Genomic DNA, 14,512 nt, shown 5'->3' with positions numbered 1-14,512 from the left:
GCATCGTGTCCCACGCGGACGACCTCCACACCACGGAGGTCGTCCGCCACCTGGGCGAGCTCGACGCTCCCCACGTCCTGCTCGACACCGGGCACGCCCCGCGCGCGGTGTCGCTCACGTCCGCCCAGGACGCGACCAGGTGGCGCGCCGACTGGGTCGACAGCGACGGCGACGGCGTGAGCGCCGTCGACGCCACCGGGCTGCGCGCCATGTGGTGGCGTCGCCCGCAGCCGTTCGCGCTGCACGACGACGTCCGCTCGCCCCAGGACCGCGGGTTCGCCCACGGGGAGGTCGCCGCGGCGGTGTCCGGGCTGTGGTCGTGCCTGCCCGCGACGTGGGTCAACGACCCGGACCGCGACGAGGCGGGCTCGCGCAAGATGTGGCAGCTCCAGGTGGCCTCGCGCCTCGGGCTGCGCGTGCCGCGCACGTGCATGACCAACGACCCGGCCCGCGCCCGGGAGTTCCTGCGCCGCGAGCCGGGCCGCGTCATCTTCAAGCCGTTCAGCGGCACGCCCGCGACGTGGCGCGAGACCCGCCCCGTGCGCGAGGCGGACCTCGACCTCATCGAGAGCGTGCGGTACGCGCCGGTCATCTTCCAGGAGGCCGTCGCGGGCTCGGACGTGCGGGTGACCGTCGTCGGCACCGACGTGTTCGCGGCCGAGCTGCGGACCGAGGAGTCGGGGTACGCGTACGACTTCCGCGTCGACACCCACCACTGCCCGACCGCGGCGCACGGCCTCCCGGACCACGTCACGACCGGGCTCCTGCGCCTCATGGAGGTGCTCGGGCTCTGGTACGGCGCGGTGGACCTGCGCCGCACGCCCGACGGCGACTACGTGTTCCTCGAGATCAACCCCGCCGGGCAGTGGCTGTTCGTCGAGTACGCGACCGGACAGCCGATCGCCGCGGCGCTCGCGGCTCTCCTGGCGCGCCTCGACCGGGAGGAGGACAGCGGGGCGAGCCGCCCGGTGCGGCGTGCCGACGGCGTACGAGCGCGGGCATGAGGGCGTGCGGCGTCGGCCGCGCGCCGCGCTCCGGCGCACGCCCGACCGTAGCCAGGGGCACCGACAACCCGGTCGGCTCAGTGCCGGAAGCCGACAAGTGCGGCGTCCAACGCCGCGAGCATCCCCGCGCGCAGGGCCGCGGGGTCGTCCGTCTCGTGCGCGAGGGCCAGCCCGGCGGCCTCGACGGCGCCCACCGCGGCGCCCACCATCGGGGCGACGTCGCGCAGCGGGCTCCGCGTCCCGCGGGCGACACGGTCGGCGAGCCCCGCGGCGAGCGACGAGAGCCGGGCCAGGAGCGGGGCGGGCACCCGGCCGCTGCCCCCCAGGGAGGCGCGTGCCCGTGCCTGGGCGACGAGGGCGGTGTCCGAGGTGGCGGCGTCGACGAGCGCCCGCACCGCGGCGTCGACCCGGGCTGCGGCCGACGGCGCGCGCGACTCCTCCGCGACGCGCCACGCGAGCTCGGTGAACGCGTGCACGTGGTCGAAGAGGAGGTCCTCCTTGGTGGGGAAGTGCAGGTAGAACGTGCGCTCCGAGACGTCCGCGGCACGTGCGACCTCGGCGACGGTCGTGCGGGCGAACCCCTGCTCCGCGAAGAGGCGTCCCGCGCTCGCCAGGATCGCCTCGTGGGTGCGTCGTCTCCGGGCGTCGTGGCCGTTCTCGCTCGTCACGCGAGGAGCCTAGCCGTCGAGGGCAAAGTATGCAGATCTGCACCTTGTGGCAGAGTGGGTCCATGGAGCCACTGAGCCGCCCTCGTACCTACGTCGTCACCGGAGCGGACTCCGGCCTCGGGCGCGAGGTCGCCCGACTGCTCGCCCGGACGGGCGACGTCGTCGCGTGCGGGCTGGGCCCGGGCGCCGACGTCCGCGCCGACCTCACGTCCCGGGAGGGGCGCGCGGCGCTGGTCGAGCAGGTCCGTCGCCTGACGGACGACCGGTTCGACGCCGTCGTCGCGGTCGCGGGGTCCGGCGCCCCGCGACCGGAGACCGTCGCCCTGAACTACTTCGGCACGGTCGAGGTGCTCGACGGCCTCCGACCCGCCCTCGCGTCCTCCACCACACCGGCCGTCGTCGTGGTGTCGTCGTCCTCGACGCTCCACCGGGGCAGCGGCGCGCTGGTCCGCGCCTGCGCGCGGCGCGACGAGCCGCGGGCGCTCGCGACCGCGCGACGCCTGACCCGGACGCGGCGCGGGAGCCAGCTCTACCGGTCGAGCAAGATCGCGCTGAACCACTGGGTGCGGACGACGGCCGTGCGCGAGGAGTGGGCCGGTGCGGGGATCGTCCTCAACGCCGTCGCGCCGGGCATCGTCGCGACCGAGACCGTCACCCGGACCTGGGAGCGTGACCGGGCGCTCCTGGAGACGGCGCTCCCGCAGCCGCTCGGGGCGCCCGGCCCGGTCGCGCCCGTCGCGCACCTGCTCGCCCACCTGGTCTCCGCGGAGAACCGCTTCACGACGGGGCAGGTCGTGTACGGCGACGGCGGCACGGACGCGCTGGTGCGCGGCACCCGGCCCCAGCGGTCGTACCTGCGCTACGGGGCCCGCGACGTCGTCGCGATGTGGCGCGCGGCGCGGTCGGGAGCGTCGTAGCGGACGTCGAGGCCCGGGCTCAGTCCCAGGTGGCCGTCGCCGGGTCCACGCCGCGGGAGCGCGCGTTCGCCTCGACCGCGGCACGCAGCCATCCCGCGAGGCCCGGCGCCAGGCCGTCGTAGTGGGCGCGGAACCCGTCGTCCTCCACGAACCGCCGGGCCAGGCACACGTGCCGGGCCGGGGTGCAGTCGAAGTGCGCGCCGATCGAGGCGCGGTGGCGCTCGGCCAGCGCGAGCCCGCGCGCCGACGCCGGCTCGACACCCTCGCGGCACGTGGCGGCGAGGTCGGCCTCGAGCACGGCGACGCCGTCCGCCAGGTCCTGCCAGTCGTCGAGCGTCCGCTCGGCGGACCGCTCCGCGTACTGCGCCCACTGCGGGGTGTCGCCCCAGCGTTCGCGCGCCTCGGCGGGCCACGCCGGGTCCCACGTCTCGCCGAACAGCGCGACCTGCTCCGCGGGGGTGAGCAGCAGACCGCGCTCCCGGGCGTCGAGGAGCCGGTCGAGCGCGAGCGCCGTCCGTCCCATGCGCGCGATCCGTTCGCCGAGCAGCGCGCGGTGGCGACGCAGCGCGTCGACAGCGTCGTCCCCGGGCGCGTCGAGCAGCCCGGGGATGTCCTCGAGCGAGACGTCGAGCTCGCGGTACGCCACCACGCGGCGCAGGCGCGCGACGTCGGCCGGCGCGTACAGCCGGTAGCCCGCGGCGGTGCGCGCCGACGGGCGGACGAGGCCGACGGCGTCCCAGTGGTGCAGCGTCCGTACGGTGACCCCGACCGCGGCGGCCGCGTCGCCGACGGTGAGCGCGTCGGCGACGCGACGGCGCGGAGGTTCCGAGGTCACGCGCCCCAGTGTCTCAACGGTCACGACCGGGGCGCCTCGATCCCGATGCCGTCGAGGAAGCGCGCCGCGTCGCTGCCGGGGTCGTACGGCCGCGCCGCGGTCATGACGACGCGCGTGTTCTCGGGCGTGCGGACCTCGACCTCGACGGAGCCCCACGGCATCTCCCGGGGGCCCGTCGTGCACCCGGGCGAGACGTCCTCGCACGCGGCGACGATCCCGTCGAGCTGCGACAGCACGCACGCGAAGCTGACGGTGAGCGCGCTCGGCCCGGGCGCCGGCGTCCCCGGGACGAGCAGGACGTCCTGGAACGCCCAGCGCCGCAGGTGCACGACGCCGCCCGGGACGGAGAAGAGGTCGAAGAACCCGAGGCCCCGGGTCCAGAGGTCGACGGACGCGGCGAGGCCCGCCGTCGGGACGGTGACGAACTGCGGCATGCCGTAGATGCCGCGGAACGGCTCGGGGGCGACGGCGTCAGGCCCCGGGGCGGGGACGGGAGAGAGGTCGAAGGCGGGGTACGTGTCGGTCATGCGGTCAGCGTGGGCCCTGACGTCGCGTGAGGGTCAAGCGCCGCCGCGCGGCTCGTCGGCGAGGAGCGCGTACGTGACGCCGTCGACCCACCCGAGGTCGCGGTGCAGCGAGTCCCGCACGCCGACGCCCTCGCGCCGCATGCCGACGCGCTCCATGAGCCGCCACGACGGCTCGTTGCCCGCGAACGCGTTCGCGACGACCCGCCGCAGGCCGAGGTCCTCGAAGCACACCCGCAGCAGGGCGCGGACGGCCTCCGTCGCGTACCCGCGTCCCTGGTGCGACGGCGAGAACGCCCAGCCGATCTCCGCCTCGTCCGGGCGGGGGCGGTCGACGACGTCCCGCTGCGCCCAGCCGTCGCGCACGGCGAGATAGAGGTCACCGACGACGTCGCTGCCACGCTCCACGACGAGCGTGGTCGCGAGCCGGTCGGGGTCGCCGTGGTGCACGCGCCACTCCTCGGCGCTCGTGAAGCGCTGGGAGAGCCATCGGTCCACCGCGGGCAGGCTGCGGTAGGCGAACAGGGCGTCGGCATCCTCGGGCAGCGCTCGGCGCAGCGTGAGTCGCGCGGTCGCGACGGGCCAGGCGACCCGGTCGAGGACGTCCGGACGGACGTCGGTGGTGTCGGCCATGGGCCCACCCTGGCACGCGGTCCGCCGAGGATCGAGGAGATTCCCTGCCGACCTCGGCGGCGCGGTGTCACAACCCGCGCGTGCGTCCGGTCGAGAGGGCGACAGGGCGGCACGCGCCGCACGCAGCGACAGGAGGACACCATGAAGATCGTCGTGATCGGCGGAACGGGGCTCATCGGCTCGAAGCTCGTCACCGTGCTGCGGGACCGCGGCCACGAGGCCGTCCCCGCCTCGCCCGCCTCGGGCGTCGACACCCTCACCGGGGAGGGCGTCGCCGAGGTGCTCGAGGGCGCCGACGTCGTCGTCGACGTCTCGAACTCGCACTCGTTCGAGGACCAGGCGGTCCTCGACTTCTTCCGCACCTCGACGGCCACCCTCCTGGCGGCCGAGGAGGAGGCGGGCGTCGGCCACCACGTCGTGCTCTCCGTCGTGGGGACGCAGGGCCTGACCGAGAGCGGGTACTTCCGCGCGAAGATCGCGCAGGAGGAGCTCGTCGCGGGCTCGCCGGTGCCGTACTCGATCGTGCACGCGACGCAGTTTTTCGAGTTCCTGCAGGCCATCACGGACGGCGCCACGCAGGACGGCGTCGTGCACCTCGCGCCGGTGCGGTTCCGGCCGATCGCCGCCGCCGACGTCGCCCTCGTGGTGGCGGACGTGGCCACGGGGACGCCGGTGCGCGGCATCCTGGAGGTCGCGGGTCCTCAGGAGTTCCGGCTCGACGAGCTCGTCCGGACCACGCTCGCGTCGCTCGACGACCCGCGCGAGGTCGTCGCCGACCCGGACGCGCGCTACTTCGGCGCACCGCTCGCCGACGACTCGCTCGTCCCGGGAGTCGGCGCGGTGGTCGGCGGCACGCGGCTCGCCGACTGGCGCCAGCAGCAGTCCGTGGCGGCGCGGTAGCACGCGGGCGGACGGGCCGGTGGTGACGACGGTGCGCGGGACGACGAGGATGGCGGGCGTGGACGAGCGAGCGGCGGACCTGGCGGTGGCGGAGCAGCAGTTCGGCGCGGCACGGCGCCGGCTCTTCGGGATCGCCTACCGGATCCTCGGCAGCGCGGCCGAGGCCGACGACGTGCTCCAGGACGCGTGGGTGCGCTGGCAGACGTACGACCGCTCCACCGTGCGCAACCCGGACGCGTTCCTCACGACGACGGTGACACGGCTCGCGATCAACGTCGCCCAGTCGGCGCGCGTGCGCCGCGAGACGTACATCGGCCCCTGGCTGCCCGAGCCGGTGGACACGAGCGCCGACCCGACGCTCGGCGCCGAGCGGGGCGAGGCGCTCGAGGTCGCGCTGCTCATGCTCCTGGAGAAGCTCACGCCGACCGAGCGCGCCGCGTACGTGCTGCGCGAGGCGTTCGACTACCCGTACGAGCAGATCGCGGAGATCATCGGGCACTCACAGGCCAGCGTGCGCCAGCTCGTGAGCCGCGCGCGCCGGCACCTGGGGGAGGAGCGCCACGCGCCGGTCACCCCGGAGGCCCAGCGGCGCCTGCTCACCGCGTTCGTCGCTGCCGCGAAGGCCGGTGACGTCGTCCTGCTGGAGCAGCTCTTCGCCGAGGACGTCATCTCCTACTCCGACGGCGGTGGAGCGGTCCGTTCGTCGAAGTTCCCGGTCGTGGGCCGACCGCGCGTCGCGAAGTACCACCACGCGTTCGCCGAGCGCTTCTGGGCGGGCGTCGACGTCGAACCGGTCGAGGTCAACGGCCACCCGGCCGTGAAGCTCTCGCACGACGGGGAGCTCTTCGCCGTGCTCACGGTCCGCGCCACCGTCGACGGCATCGACCGCGTGCTGTGGATGATGAACCCGCAGAAGCTCGCGGCCGTCTCCGCGTAGGTGCGGCGTGGCGCAGCGAGACGGGTCGAGGGGACCCGGCGGAGCCGGGGCGGGTGCGGAGCACGCTCGGGTCGTCGCCGCGCTCCGCCGCGCGACGGGCGCGGGCGACCGTGACGGCGTGCGCGCTCTCGTCGAGCCCGACGCGACCCTGTGGGTCGACGCCGCCGGCAGCGACGACGCGACGCCCGGGGTCGTCGAGGGTGGCGACGAGACGGCACGGGCGCTGTGCCAGGTCCTGCGCCCCGGGCCCGGGGTCGAGGTCGCGGTGTGCTCGGTCAACGGCGCGGACGGCCTCGTGGTGCGCCACGAGGCCGTCGTCACGGGCGTGGTGAGCGTGACGGTGCGGTCGGCCCGGGTCCGCGAGGCGTGGGTCGTGCTCAGCCCTTACAAGCTCGAACGGTGGAACCGCGACTGAGACGTCCGGACCGGCAGAGGTCTAGGGTCTCCCCATGACGCTCTACCTCGACGACCGCGACGAGGGCCTGTCACCCACGACGAGCCACCCCGCGTTCGTGTCCCTCGCGCCCGAGCCGTTCTACGACGAGGGCGAGGATTTCTCGCCGTTCGGCAACGACTCCGGGCACGACGCGCTGCGGGACCTCGAGGAGTGGTACGCGGCCGACGGCCGCGACGACGCGCTGCCCGCGTTCGTCGACGGTCTCCTCGCGGCCTGGGACCTCGGGGTGCCGGAGGACGTCTGGTCGGCCGGGCGCGAGGCCGCGTCCGACGGGCTCCGCTCCGGCGCGCTGGACGAGGCGACGCTCGCGGCGGAGGCCCGGGCGCAGGTGGCGATCGTGCTCGGCCAGCTGAAGATCCGGGGCGGCCTCACGCCGCAGGCCCGCCAGGTGGGTGCGCGGGCGCTCGACGTGCTGGGCGCGCTCAACGACCACGCGCGCGCCGCGAGCCCGGACTGGCCGTACGCGGACGCCGACGCCGCCGCGACGGCCGCGATGGCCACCGTCGTGCGGGACGCGCCCGACCTCGCCTGAGGTCGCGCTACGCCGTCGGCGGCGGGTCGTCGTCGGCGCGCCCGCCCACGAGGGTGCGGACCCGCTCCCACCGCGCCTGGTACCGCGCGCCGAACCGTGCCTTCGCGCGGGCGAGCCGGTGGGGCCGGCGCGCGTACCGCCGTCGGGCCCAGGGCGAGGTCGGCTTGGCGAGGCGGACCGCCCCGACGAACGCCACGACCGGGACGACGATCCCGACGAGGCCCGTCGCGAGCTTGCCCTTGAGGACGCACACGAACGCGAGCGCGAGGTGGACCACGACGGTCACCGTGTACGCGAGCCAGCCGCCCTGCGAGCCGTCGGACGTGACCCCGATCGGCGAGGCGGACAGGAGCAGCGCACCCCCGAGCGCGCCGCCCACGAGGATCGCGTCGATCGAGCGCTGGCCCTCCTCGGACCAGTAGACGTCGTCGACGAACAGCCAGAGCGCGAACTCGTCGAGCGCGAGCGCGGCGCCCGCCCCGAACAGGAGTGCGAGCACCTCGGACCACGGGTGTCCGGGCGAGTACCGGAACTCGAGCATCCCCGTGAGCAGCACCAGGAGGATGCCCCACACCTGGTGGTGCACGTGGACGCCCCCGACGGACACGTCGCCCAGGAGGGCGCGCCGGGGTCGTGCGGCCGGACCGGGGTCGGGCGCTGGCTCCGCCTCGCGGCGTGCGCGGATGCGGCGCGTGATCGAGCGCACGACGACGAACGTCACGACGAACCCCACGAGCGCGAACAGCGCCGGCGCGCGCCCGGTGTCGACGACGTGCTCGGTGTACCAGTCCACGGGTGCACCTCCCCGGCGCGGCCGACCCTCTCTCGGCCCATCGTCGCCGGTCCCGGGGCGCCCCGGCGAGCGGGACGCCCCGGGCCGGGCTCAGCGGCCGGGCACGGGGACGCGGCGGAGCGCCCCGTCCGAGCCCAGCTCGAGCGCGACGTCGACGCCGAGCCGGGCGAGGAAGCCGTCGTCGTGGCTCACGACGAGCAGCGCGCCGGCGTAGCCCGACAGGGCCTCGACGAGCCGGTCGACGCTGCGCACGTCGAGGTTGTTCGTCGGCTCGTCGAGCACGAGGAGCTGGGCGGGCGGGTCGGCGAGCAGGAGCCGGGCGAGCGAGACGCGGAACCGTTCGCCGCCCGACAGCGTCGAGACGGGGCGGTCCACGCTCGACCCGCGCAGCAGCAGGCGAGCGAGCTGGTTGCGGATCGTGCCCGGGGCCGCGCCCGGTGCCCCGTCGCGCACGTTCTCCAGCGCGCTGCGGGCGTCGTCGAGCCCGTCCAGGCGCTGGGGCAGGTAGCCGACGCGGTCGGTGAGCAGCGTCCCACCCGCGCGCCCTGGCTCGGGTGAGCGGCTGGCGAGCAGGTTCTCCAGCAGCGTCGTCTTGCCGGTCCCGTTGGCGCCGACGAGCGCGACCCGCTCGGGACCCTGCACGACGACCGTCCCGGTCGTCCCGTGCAGCTCGGCGAGGCGGCGGCCGCGCGGCACGTCCGGGTCGGGGAGCACGAGGTGCACGTGCTCGTCGTCGCGCACGCGGGCCGCCGCGGCGTCGAGCGCGTCCTGCGCGGCCTGGACCTTCGCGTCCAGGCCCTGGCGCATCGAGCCGGCGGACACCTGCGCGGCGGACGCGCGCAGTCCCATCGAGATGCGTGACCCGGTGCGGTTCGCCTGCGCGGTGCGCGCCGTCCGCTCGCGGCGCGCGAGCTTGGTCTCGGCCTCGACGCGCTGGCGCTTCTCGGCCCGGAGCGTCTGCTCGGCGGTCCGCGCGGCCTGCGCCGCGGCGGCCTGGTCCGCGTCGAGCTGGTCACGCCACGCGCTGTACGGGCCGCCGAACGTCGTGAGGCGCCCGGCGTGCAGCTCCGCGGTCTCGTCCATGTGCTCGAGCAGGTCGAGGTCGTGGCTGACGACGACGAGCGTCCCCGGCCAGGAGCCGACGAGCGCCGCGAGCCGGGCGCGCGTGCCGCGGTCCAGGTTGTTGGTCGGCTCGTCGAGCAGGGTGATCGCGCTGCGCCGCACGCGCAGCCCGCTGATCGCGACGAGCATCGCCTCGCCGCCGGACAGCTCGCCTACGCGCCGGTCGAGGCCCACGCCGTCGAGCCCGATCTCGGCGAGCGCCTGCGCGGCGCGCGCCTCGACGTCCCAGTCGTCGCCGACGGCGTCGAAGTGCCGCTCGTCGACGTCGCCGGACTCGATGGCGCGCAGCGCCGCGAGCGTGCTGTCGATCCCGAGGAGCCGCGCGACGCTCGCGTCCTGGCCGAGCGTCAGGGTCTGGGGGAGGTAGGCGACGTCGCCGGTCGTCGTGACGCGCCCCGACGTCGGCGAGAGCAGGCCCGCGACGAGCCGCAGGAGGGTGGACTTGCCGGCGCCGTTGTCGCCGACGAGGCCCGTGCGGCCGGCGCCGAACGTGCCGGTGAGGTGCGAGAGCGCGACGGTGCCGTCGGGCCACTCGAACGTGAGGTCGGTGAGGGTCACCGCGGATCGGTGCAGGGTGGACATGAGGTGCTCCTCGTGCCCGCGATGGCGCGGGCAGGGTCGTGCCGGGAACGGACAGAGCGGCGCGGGAGCGGCGCGGCGGGTCCAGGCACGACGAGTCCACGGCACGAGCCGGGAGGGGCCGCCCAGAGGGGCTCCGTCACGGAGCCCAGGGGCGGGAGGGTGCGCTGGGACAGGCCGCCGACGGCTCGGCGGCTAGAGTCTGTCGACCTCGATGAGCACGGTGCCGATGCTACCAGCGCCTCGCGTCAGCCGGGCGTGGGCGCACCTCCGAGCGCGTCCACGAGTCCGGCCACCAGGGCCGCCGCGGCGGCGCTCGGGTGCGGCCTGGTCACGAGCCCGAGGGACCATGCCTCCGGCGCGTCGAGCGGGACCGCGACCGCGCCGTCGGCGGGCTCGTACATGTCGGCCGGCACCACCGCGACCCCGAACCCCGCGGCGACGAACGCGGGCAGGTCCCCGACGTCCGCGACCTCCGTGTCGGCGCGCGGCGCGACGCCCGCGTGCGCGAACGCGCGCTCGGCGACCACACGGTTGCCGAACCCGCGCGGCGTCGTCACGACGCGCTCGTCGGCCAGGTCGCCCGGCGCGACCGACGCGGCGCCCGCGAGCGCGTGCCCGGCGGGCAGGACGGCGACGAACGTCGCGGACGTGAGGCGCGTGTACCGCAGGCCCGGGTGGTCCTGCGGGTCCAGCCCCGTGAAGGCGACGTCGACGACCCCGCGGCGCACGTCCTCGCCGAGACCCGTCGAGCCGGCGGGGCTCGGCGTCAGGCGCAGCTCCACGCCCGGGTGGCGCTCGCGGAACGCCGCGAGCACGCGCGGCAGGCCGAGGTAGCCGAGGTTGGTGAAGACCCCCAGCCGGACGGTGCCGCGCACGAGGTGCGGGCCGGGCGTGACGGCGGCGCGCGCCTCGTCGACCGCGTCGAGGACCGCGCGGGCCCGGGGGAGCAGCGCCTCGCCCTGCGAGGTGAGCGCGACGGTGCGCCTGGTGCGCTCGAACAGCCGGGCGCCCAGCTCGGTCTCGAGCGCCCGCACCCCCGCGGACACGCTCGACTGCACGGCGAACACGCGGGCTGCGGCGCGCGTGAAGCTCAGCTCCTCGGCCACGGCAACGAAGTACTCGAGCTGGCGCGTCTCCATGGGGTGAGGCTACCCAAGAAATCGGCCAGAGCGATCAGAGGTATCGAGACAAGTCGTTGGACACGATCACTCGACCAGGCGCACGGTGGTGCGCATGACCACCACCTCGACGCGCACCCCTCGCCTCGCCGGAGCCACCCCGCGGGCGGCCCGACGGCGCCCGCTCGTCTCCCACGGCTCCGGCTTCCTCGTCGTGGCGCTCGCGTTCGCCACGGCGATGGCGTTCTCGACCGTCCCGACCCCGCTCTACCCCCTCTACCAGGTGCGCGACGGGCTCCCTACGGTTGCCGTGACCGTCGTCTTCGCCGCCTACGCGGTCGGCGTGGCGGCGAGCCTCTACCTCGTGGGTCACCTCAGCGACCGGTTCGGGCGCCGGCGCGTGCTGCTCCTCGGTCTCGCGGCCGAGCTCGTCGCGGCGCTGCTGTTCCTCGCGCTCGACGGGCTCGGCGGGCTCGTGGTAGCGCGGCTCGTCTCCGGTGCGGGGATCGGCGCCGTCACCGCGACGGCGACGGCGCACCTCGCCGAGCTGCGCGCGGTCGCGCGCCCGGACGGCTCGCGCGACGCGAGCGCGGTCGCCGGCCTGGCGAACATCGGCGGCCTCGCGCTCGGCCCGCTCGTCGGCGGGCTGCTGGCCCAGGCCGCGCCCGCCCCGCTCACGACGCCGTACGTCGCGTTCGCCGTCCTGCTCGCCGCCGCGGTGCTCGCCGCCGCGCTCGTACCCGAGACGGTCGCGCCGCCGGTCGGCCCGTACGCCTACCGCCCGCAGTGCGTCGCGGTGCCGCGGTCGGGGCGTGGCACGTTCGTCGCCGCGGCGGCGGCGGCATTCGCCGGCTTCGCCGTGTTCGGGCTCTTCACGTCGCTCACGCCGAGCGTGCTCGCGACGGTCATGCACGAGGAGTCGCGACTCGTCGCGGGGCTCGTGTCCGCCGCGGTGTTCGCGTCCGCCGCCCTCGCCCAGCTCGCGTCCGGGCGGCTCGCCCCGGCGCGGCAGGTGGCGCTCGCGGTCGGGCTGACCCTGTTCGGGCTCGTCGTCCTCGCCGGGGCGGTCGCGCTCGCGTCCCTTCCGGCCTTCGTCGCCAGCGCGGTCGTCGCCGGGGCGGGCGTCGGCATCCTCTTCCGCGGCGCGCTCGCGACGGCGGGGTCGCTCGCCGAACCGCACCGGCGCGGCGAGGTGCTCGCGGGGATCTTCCTCGTCGCCTACGTCGGGCTCGCGGTGCCCGTGCTGCTCCTGGGCATCTCGCTGACCGTCGAGCCGCTGCGGCTCATGGTCGTCGTCTTCGCCGCCGCGACCGCGGTGCTCGTCGCCCTCGCTGCCCCGGGCCTGGCTCGCCGGTCCGCGCGCGGGTGACGTCCGAGCAGGGTGACGTCCCGGCGCACGGCAGGGGCGAGCCCTCGACCCCATCGACCGCACGCAGCCGCTGCCGCTGTGGTCGATCGCGAGCGTCGCCGTCGCGGCCGCGGTGGCCCCGAACCTCCTCGGCACCCTGGCCCTGTCGGCGCTCGGTGCGGGCGAGAGCGCCGCGGTGCTGGTGCTCGGAGTGTGGCCGTTCGTGGTCGGGCCGCTCGCGGCGGCGTTCGCCGCGGAGCGCGCCTGGAGCGCGGCGCGCGACGCCCGCTCGGCGGCCGCGCGCGGCGAGAGCCCGACGGGGTAGCGCTTTCCGTCCTCCGTGTGCCAGACTCGGCGACGCCGGTGGGAAACCGGTTTCTCGCACCGACGAAGGAGTTGGGTGATGGCAGGACGGTGGGTGAGGGTCCCGCTGGCCGCGGCGACCGCGGTCGTGTTGGCGGTCACGGGGACCGCACTGACGAGCAGCGCAGCGCCGGACGCCGCGGGAGTGGACGGCGCGACGCCGGGCGGCCCCGGCGCGGCGGACCTCGGTCGGCAGGTGCTCGGCGCGAACGACGGCTGGGGCGCCGCGAACGGCGGCACCACGGGCGGGAGCGCGGCGAGCGCCGAGCGCGTGTACGTCGTCGACACCTGGGAGGAGCTGCGCGCCGCGCTGGGCGGGGTCGGCGCACGGACCGACACGACGCCCCGCATCGTGTACGTCGACGGACGGATCGACGCGTTCGCCGGGACCAGCTGCGAGGCGATCGCCGCGACCGTTCCCGTCGCGGGGAGCGACGTCCCGTTCTCGATGGACGACTACGTCGCGGCCTACGACCCCGCGACGTACGGGTGGGTGGACCCGGCCGGTCCGCTCGAGGACGCGCGCGTGGTCGCTGCCGCGGAGCAGGCGACGCGCACGCTCCAGCACGTGGGGTCGAACGTGACGATCGTCGGCCTGGGCGCGGACGCGCAGGTCGTGGGCGCGAGCCTGCGGATCCGGGACGCGCGCAACGTCATCATCCGCAACGTCACGTTCTCCGACGCGCGCGACTGCTTCCCCGCCTGGGACCCGGGCGACGGCGACGCGGGCAGCTGGAACTCGGCGTACGACAACGTGTCGGTGTGGACGTCGGAGAACGTGTGGGTGGACCACAGCACGTTCGACGACGGCGAGCACCCGCCGTCGTCGCTGCCGACGGTGTTCGGCCGCCCGTACGAGATCCACGACGGCCTGCTCGACGTCACGCACGGTTCCGACCACGTGACGGTCTCGTACAACCACTTCTCCGACCACGACAAGACGGCGATCCTCGGCTCCTCGGACAGCCGTATCCAGGACGTGGGCAAGCACAAGGTGACGTACCACCACAACCGGTGGACCGACGTCGGGCAGCGCGCCCCGCGCGTGCGGTTCGGGGACGTGCACGTCTACGACGAGCTCTACGAGCAGACGCGCGAGGGCATCTTCCAGTACTACTGGGGCGCGGGCGTCGACTCGAGCATCTACGCCGAGAACAACGCGTTCGAGCTCGCCCCGGGCGTCGACCCGGCGCGGATCATCGGCCGGTACAAGGGTGAGCGGCTCTTCGAGACCGGCTCGACCGTGAACGGCGAGCCCGTCGACCTCCTCGCGGCCTACAACGCCTCCGTGGGAGAGGCGGACCGGCTCGCCGACGAGGCGCGCTGGACGCCGACCCTGCACGGGAGCATCGACCCGACGTGGGCCGTGCCCGCGATCGTGCGGTCCTCCGCGGGTGCAGGTCGACTCGGCCCGGTCGACGCCCCGGCCTACGACCCGCGCGCGACGTACGGCGCGGGCGACGTCGTCGTCCACGCCGGCGCGGTGTTCCGCGCCCAGTGGTACGCGCGGGGAACGACCCCGGGCTCGGCGTGGGGACCGTGGGAGGAGCTGGCCGCAGACGAGCGCGGTGTGCCCGTCTGGACCCCGACACGTGTGTTCCGGTCGGGCGACGCGGTCGTGCACGACGGCGCGGTGTGGGTCGCGCAGTGGTGGTCGCGCGGGCAGGAGCCGGGCACCGGCTCGTGGGGCCCGTTCCGCGCGGTCGGCTGAGACGCGCGGTCGTGAGGACGAGCTCACGGGGACGACGAGGGGACCGGTCGGCACGACGCGCTGGGGGC

The 14,512-nt window shown here is 75.7% G+C and carries 16 protein-coding genes; 9 read left to right on the top strand and 7 right to left on the bottom strand.

The genetic code is table 11. The annotated features are described in order from the left end of the window. The first annotated feature begins 5 nt into the window (after positions 1-5). A complete protein-coding gene (locus JOE63_RS12460; RefSeq protein ID WP_204541734.1) occupies positions 6-1,004 on the top strand; it encodes a hypothetical protein in 999 nt (332 codons plus the stop codon). A gap of 77 nt (positions 1,005-1,081) precedes the next feature. Here the strand turns inward: JOE63_RS12460 and JOE63_RS12455 are convergent, their stop codons facing one another. Then, positions 1,082-1,672 carry a TetR/AcrR family transcriptional regulator gene (locus tag JOE63_RS12455; protein ID WP_087472112.1) on the bottom strand — a complete coding sequence of 197 codons (591 nt, stop codon included), beginning with the start codon at positions 1,670-1,672 and terminating at the stop codon, positions 1,082-1,084. Positions 1,673-1,734: 62 nt separating this feature from the next. Between JOE63_RS12455 and JOE63_RS12450 the strand changes: the two genes are divergently transcribed. Continuing rightward, positions 1,735-2,589, top strand: coding sequence for an SDR family oxidoreductase (locus JOE63_RS12450; RefSeq protein ID WP_157759635.1), 855 nt, complete (start codon positions 1,735-1,737; stop codon positions 2,587-2,589). 19 nt (positions 2,590-2,608) lie between these two features. On the opposite strand, the gene JOE63_RS12445 is transcribed toward JOE63_RS12450, so the two are convergent. Genes JOE63_RS12445 through JOE63_RS12435 form a run of 3 tightly spaced genes read right to left on the bottom strand, consistent with a single transcriptional unit; the run spans position 2,609 to position 4,581 of the window. Then, positions 2,609-3,424, bottom strand: coding sequence for a MerR family transcriptional regulator (locus JOE63_RS12445; protein WP_204541732.1), 816 nt, complete (start codon positions 3,422-3,424; stop codon positions 2,609-2,611). A gap of 20 nt (positions 3,425-3,444) precedes the next feature. Beyond that, positions 3,445-3,951 (bottom strand): VOC family protein, encoded by a 507-nt coding sequence (locus JOE63_RS12440; RefSeq protein WP_204541730.1) that lies wholly within the window; start codon positions 3,949-3,951, stop codon positions 3,445-3,447. A 33-nt stretch (positions 3,952-3,984) separates the two neighbouring features. Continuing rightward, the gene (locus JOE63_RS12435; RefSeq protein ID WP_204541728.1) at positions 3,985-4,581 is read right to left on the bottom strand and encodes a GNAT family N-acetyltransferase; all 597 of its coding nucleotides are present in this window, start codon (positions 4,579-4,581) and stop codon (positions 3,985-3,987) included. A 141-nt stretch (positions 4,582-4,722) separates the two neighbouring features. Between JOE63_RS12435 and JOE63_RS12430 the strand changes: the two genes are divergently transcribed. From JOE63_RS12430 to JOE63_RS12415, 4 genes are all read left to right on the top strand, one after another. Further along, positions 4,723-5,481, top strand: coding sequence for an SDR family oxidoreductase (locus JOE63_RS12430; protein ID WP_204541726.1), 759 nt, complete (start codon positions 4,723-4,725; stop codon positions 5,479-5,481). 58 nt (positions 5,482-5,539) lie between these two features. Next, on the top strand, positions 5,540-6,418 hold the full coding sequence (locus JOE63_RS12425; RefSeq protein WP_307840073.1) for an RNA polymerase sigma-70 factor: 879 nt from the start codon (positions 5,540-5,542) through the stop codon (positions 6,416-6,418). A 118-nt stretch (positions 6,419-6,536) separates the two neighbouring features. Further along, the gene (locus JOE63_RS12420; RefSeq protein WP_204541724.1) at positions 6,537-6,833 is read left to right on the top strand and encodes a hypothetical protein; all 297 of its coding nucleotides are present in this window, start codon (positions 6,537-6,539) and stop codon (positions 6,831-6,833) included. A gap of 34 nt (positions 6,834-6,867) precedes the next feature. Then, positions 6,868-7,407, top strand: a complete 540-nt coding sequence (locus JOE63_RS12415) for a hypothetical protein (RefSeq protein ID WP_087472105.1) — start codon at positions 6,868-6,870, stop codon at positions 7,405-7,407. A 7-nt stretch (positions 7,408-7,414) separates the two neighbouring features. Here JOE63_RS12415 and JOE63_RS12410 read toward each other — a convergent pair whose 3' ends face one another. From JOE63_RS12410 to JOE63_RS12400, 3 genes are all read right to left on the bottom strand, one after another. Beyond that, positions 7,415-8,200, bottom strand: a complete 786-nt coding sequence (locus JOE63_RS12410) for a hypothetical protein (RefSeq protein ID WP_087472104.1) — start codon at positions 8,198-8,200, stop codon at positions 7,415-7,417. A gap of 90 nt (positions 8,201-8,290) precedes the next feature. Continuing rightward, the gene (locus JOE63_RS12405) at positions 8,291-9,904 is read right to left on the bottom strand and encodes an ABC-F family ATP-binding cassette domain-containing protein (RefSeq protein WP_204541721.1); all 1,614 of its coding nucleotides are present in this window, start codon (positions 9,902-9,904) and stop codon (positions 8,291-8,293) included. A gap of 245 nt (positions 9,905-10,149) precedes the next feature. Further along, positions 10,150-11,043, bottom strand: a complete 894-nt coding sequence (locus JOE63_RS12400) for a LysR family transcriptional regulator (RefSeq protein ID WP_087472103.1) — start codon at positions 11,041-11,043, stop codon at positions 10,150-10,152. Positions 11,044-11,137: 94 nt separating this feature from the next. On the opposite strand from JOE63_RS12400, the gene JOE63_RS12395 reads away from it, so the two are divergent. From JOE63_RS12395 to JOE63_RS12385, 3 genes are all read left to right on the top strand, one after another. Then, positions 11,138-12,391 (top strand): MFS transporter, encoded by a 1,254-nt coding sequence (locus tag JOE63_RS12395; RefSeq protein ID WP_204541718.1) that lies wholly within the window; start codon positions 11,138-11,140, stop codon positions 12,389-12,391. A gap of 112 nt (positions 12,392-12,503) precedes the next feature. Then, a complete protein-coding gene (locus JOE63_RS12390) occupies positions 12,504-12,695 on the top strand; it encodes a hypothetical protein (RefSeq protein WP_204541715.1) in 192 nt (63 codons plus the stop codon). A 78-nt stretch (positions 12,696-12,773) separates the two neighbouring features. Then, on the top strand, positions 12,774-14,444 hold the full coding sequence (locus JOE63_RS12385; protein WP_204541712.1) for a pectate lyase family protein: 1,671 nt from the start codon (positions 12,774-12,776) through the stop codon (positions 14,442-14,444). Positions 14,445-14,512: the final 68 nt, after the last annotated feature.

Origin of the sequence: Cellulosimicrobium cellulans, from assembly GCF_016907755.1 — a bacterium.
Lineage (GTDB): Bacteria > Actinomycetota > Actinomycetes > Actinomycetales > Cellulomonadaceae > Cellulosimicrobium > Cellulosimicrobium cellulans_D.
This window is presented reverse-complemented; position numbering and strand designations above follow the sequence as displayed.

What these genes read in the sequence shown, in the direction of transcription:
- JOE63_RS12450 (WP_157759635.1), top strand. Translation starts at nt 1,735, where the DNA reads ATGGAGCCACTGAGCCGCCCTCGTACCTACGTCGTCACCGGAGCGGAC.
- JOE63_RS12430 (WP_204541726.1), top strand. Translation starts at nt 4,723, where the DNA reads ATGAAGATCGTCGTGATCGGCGGAACGGGGCTCATCGGCTCGAAGCTC.
- JOE63_RS12415 (WP_087472105.1), top strand. Translation starts at nt 6,868, where the DNA reads ATGACGCTCTACCTCGACGACCGCGACGAGGGCCTGTCACCCACGACG.
- JOE63_RS12435 (WP_204541728.1), bottom strand. Translation starts at nt 4,581, where the DNA reads ATGGCCGACACCACCGACGTCCGTCCGGACGTCCTCGACCGGGTCGCC.
- JOE63_RS12405 (WP_204541721.1), bottom strand. Translation starts at nt 9,904, where the DNA reads ATGTCCACCCTGCACCGATCCGCGGTGACCCTCACCGACCTCACGTTC.
- JOE63_RS12395 (WP_204541718.1), top strand. Translation starts at nt 11,138, where the DNA reads ATGACCACCACCTCGACGCGCACCCCTCGCCTCGCCGGAGCCACCCCG.
- JOE63_RS12400 (WP_087472103.1), bottom strand. Translation starts at nt 11,043, where the DNA reads ATGGAGACGCGCCAGCTCGAGTACTTCGTTGCCGTGGCCGAGGAGCTG.
- JOE63_RS12440 (WP_204541730.1), bottom strand. Translation starts at nt 3,951, where the DNA reads ATGACCGACACGTACCCCGCCTTCGACCTCTCTCCCGTCCCCGCCCCG.
- JOE63_RS12385 (WP_204541712.1), top strand. Translation starts at nt 12,774, where the DNA reads ATGGCAGGACGGTGGGTGAGGGTCCCGCTGGCCGCGGCGACCGCGGTC.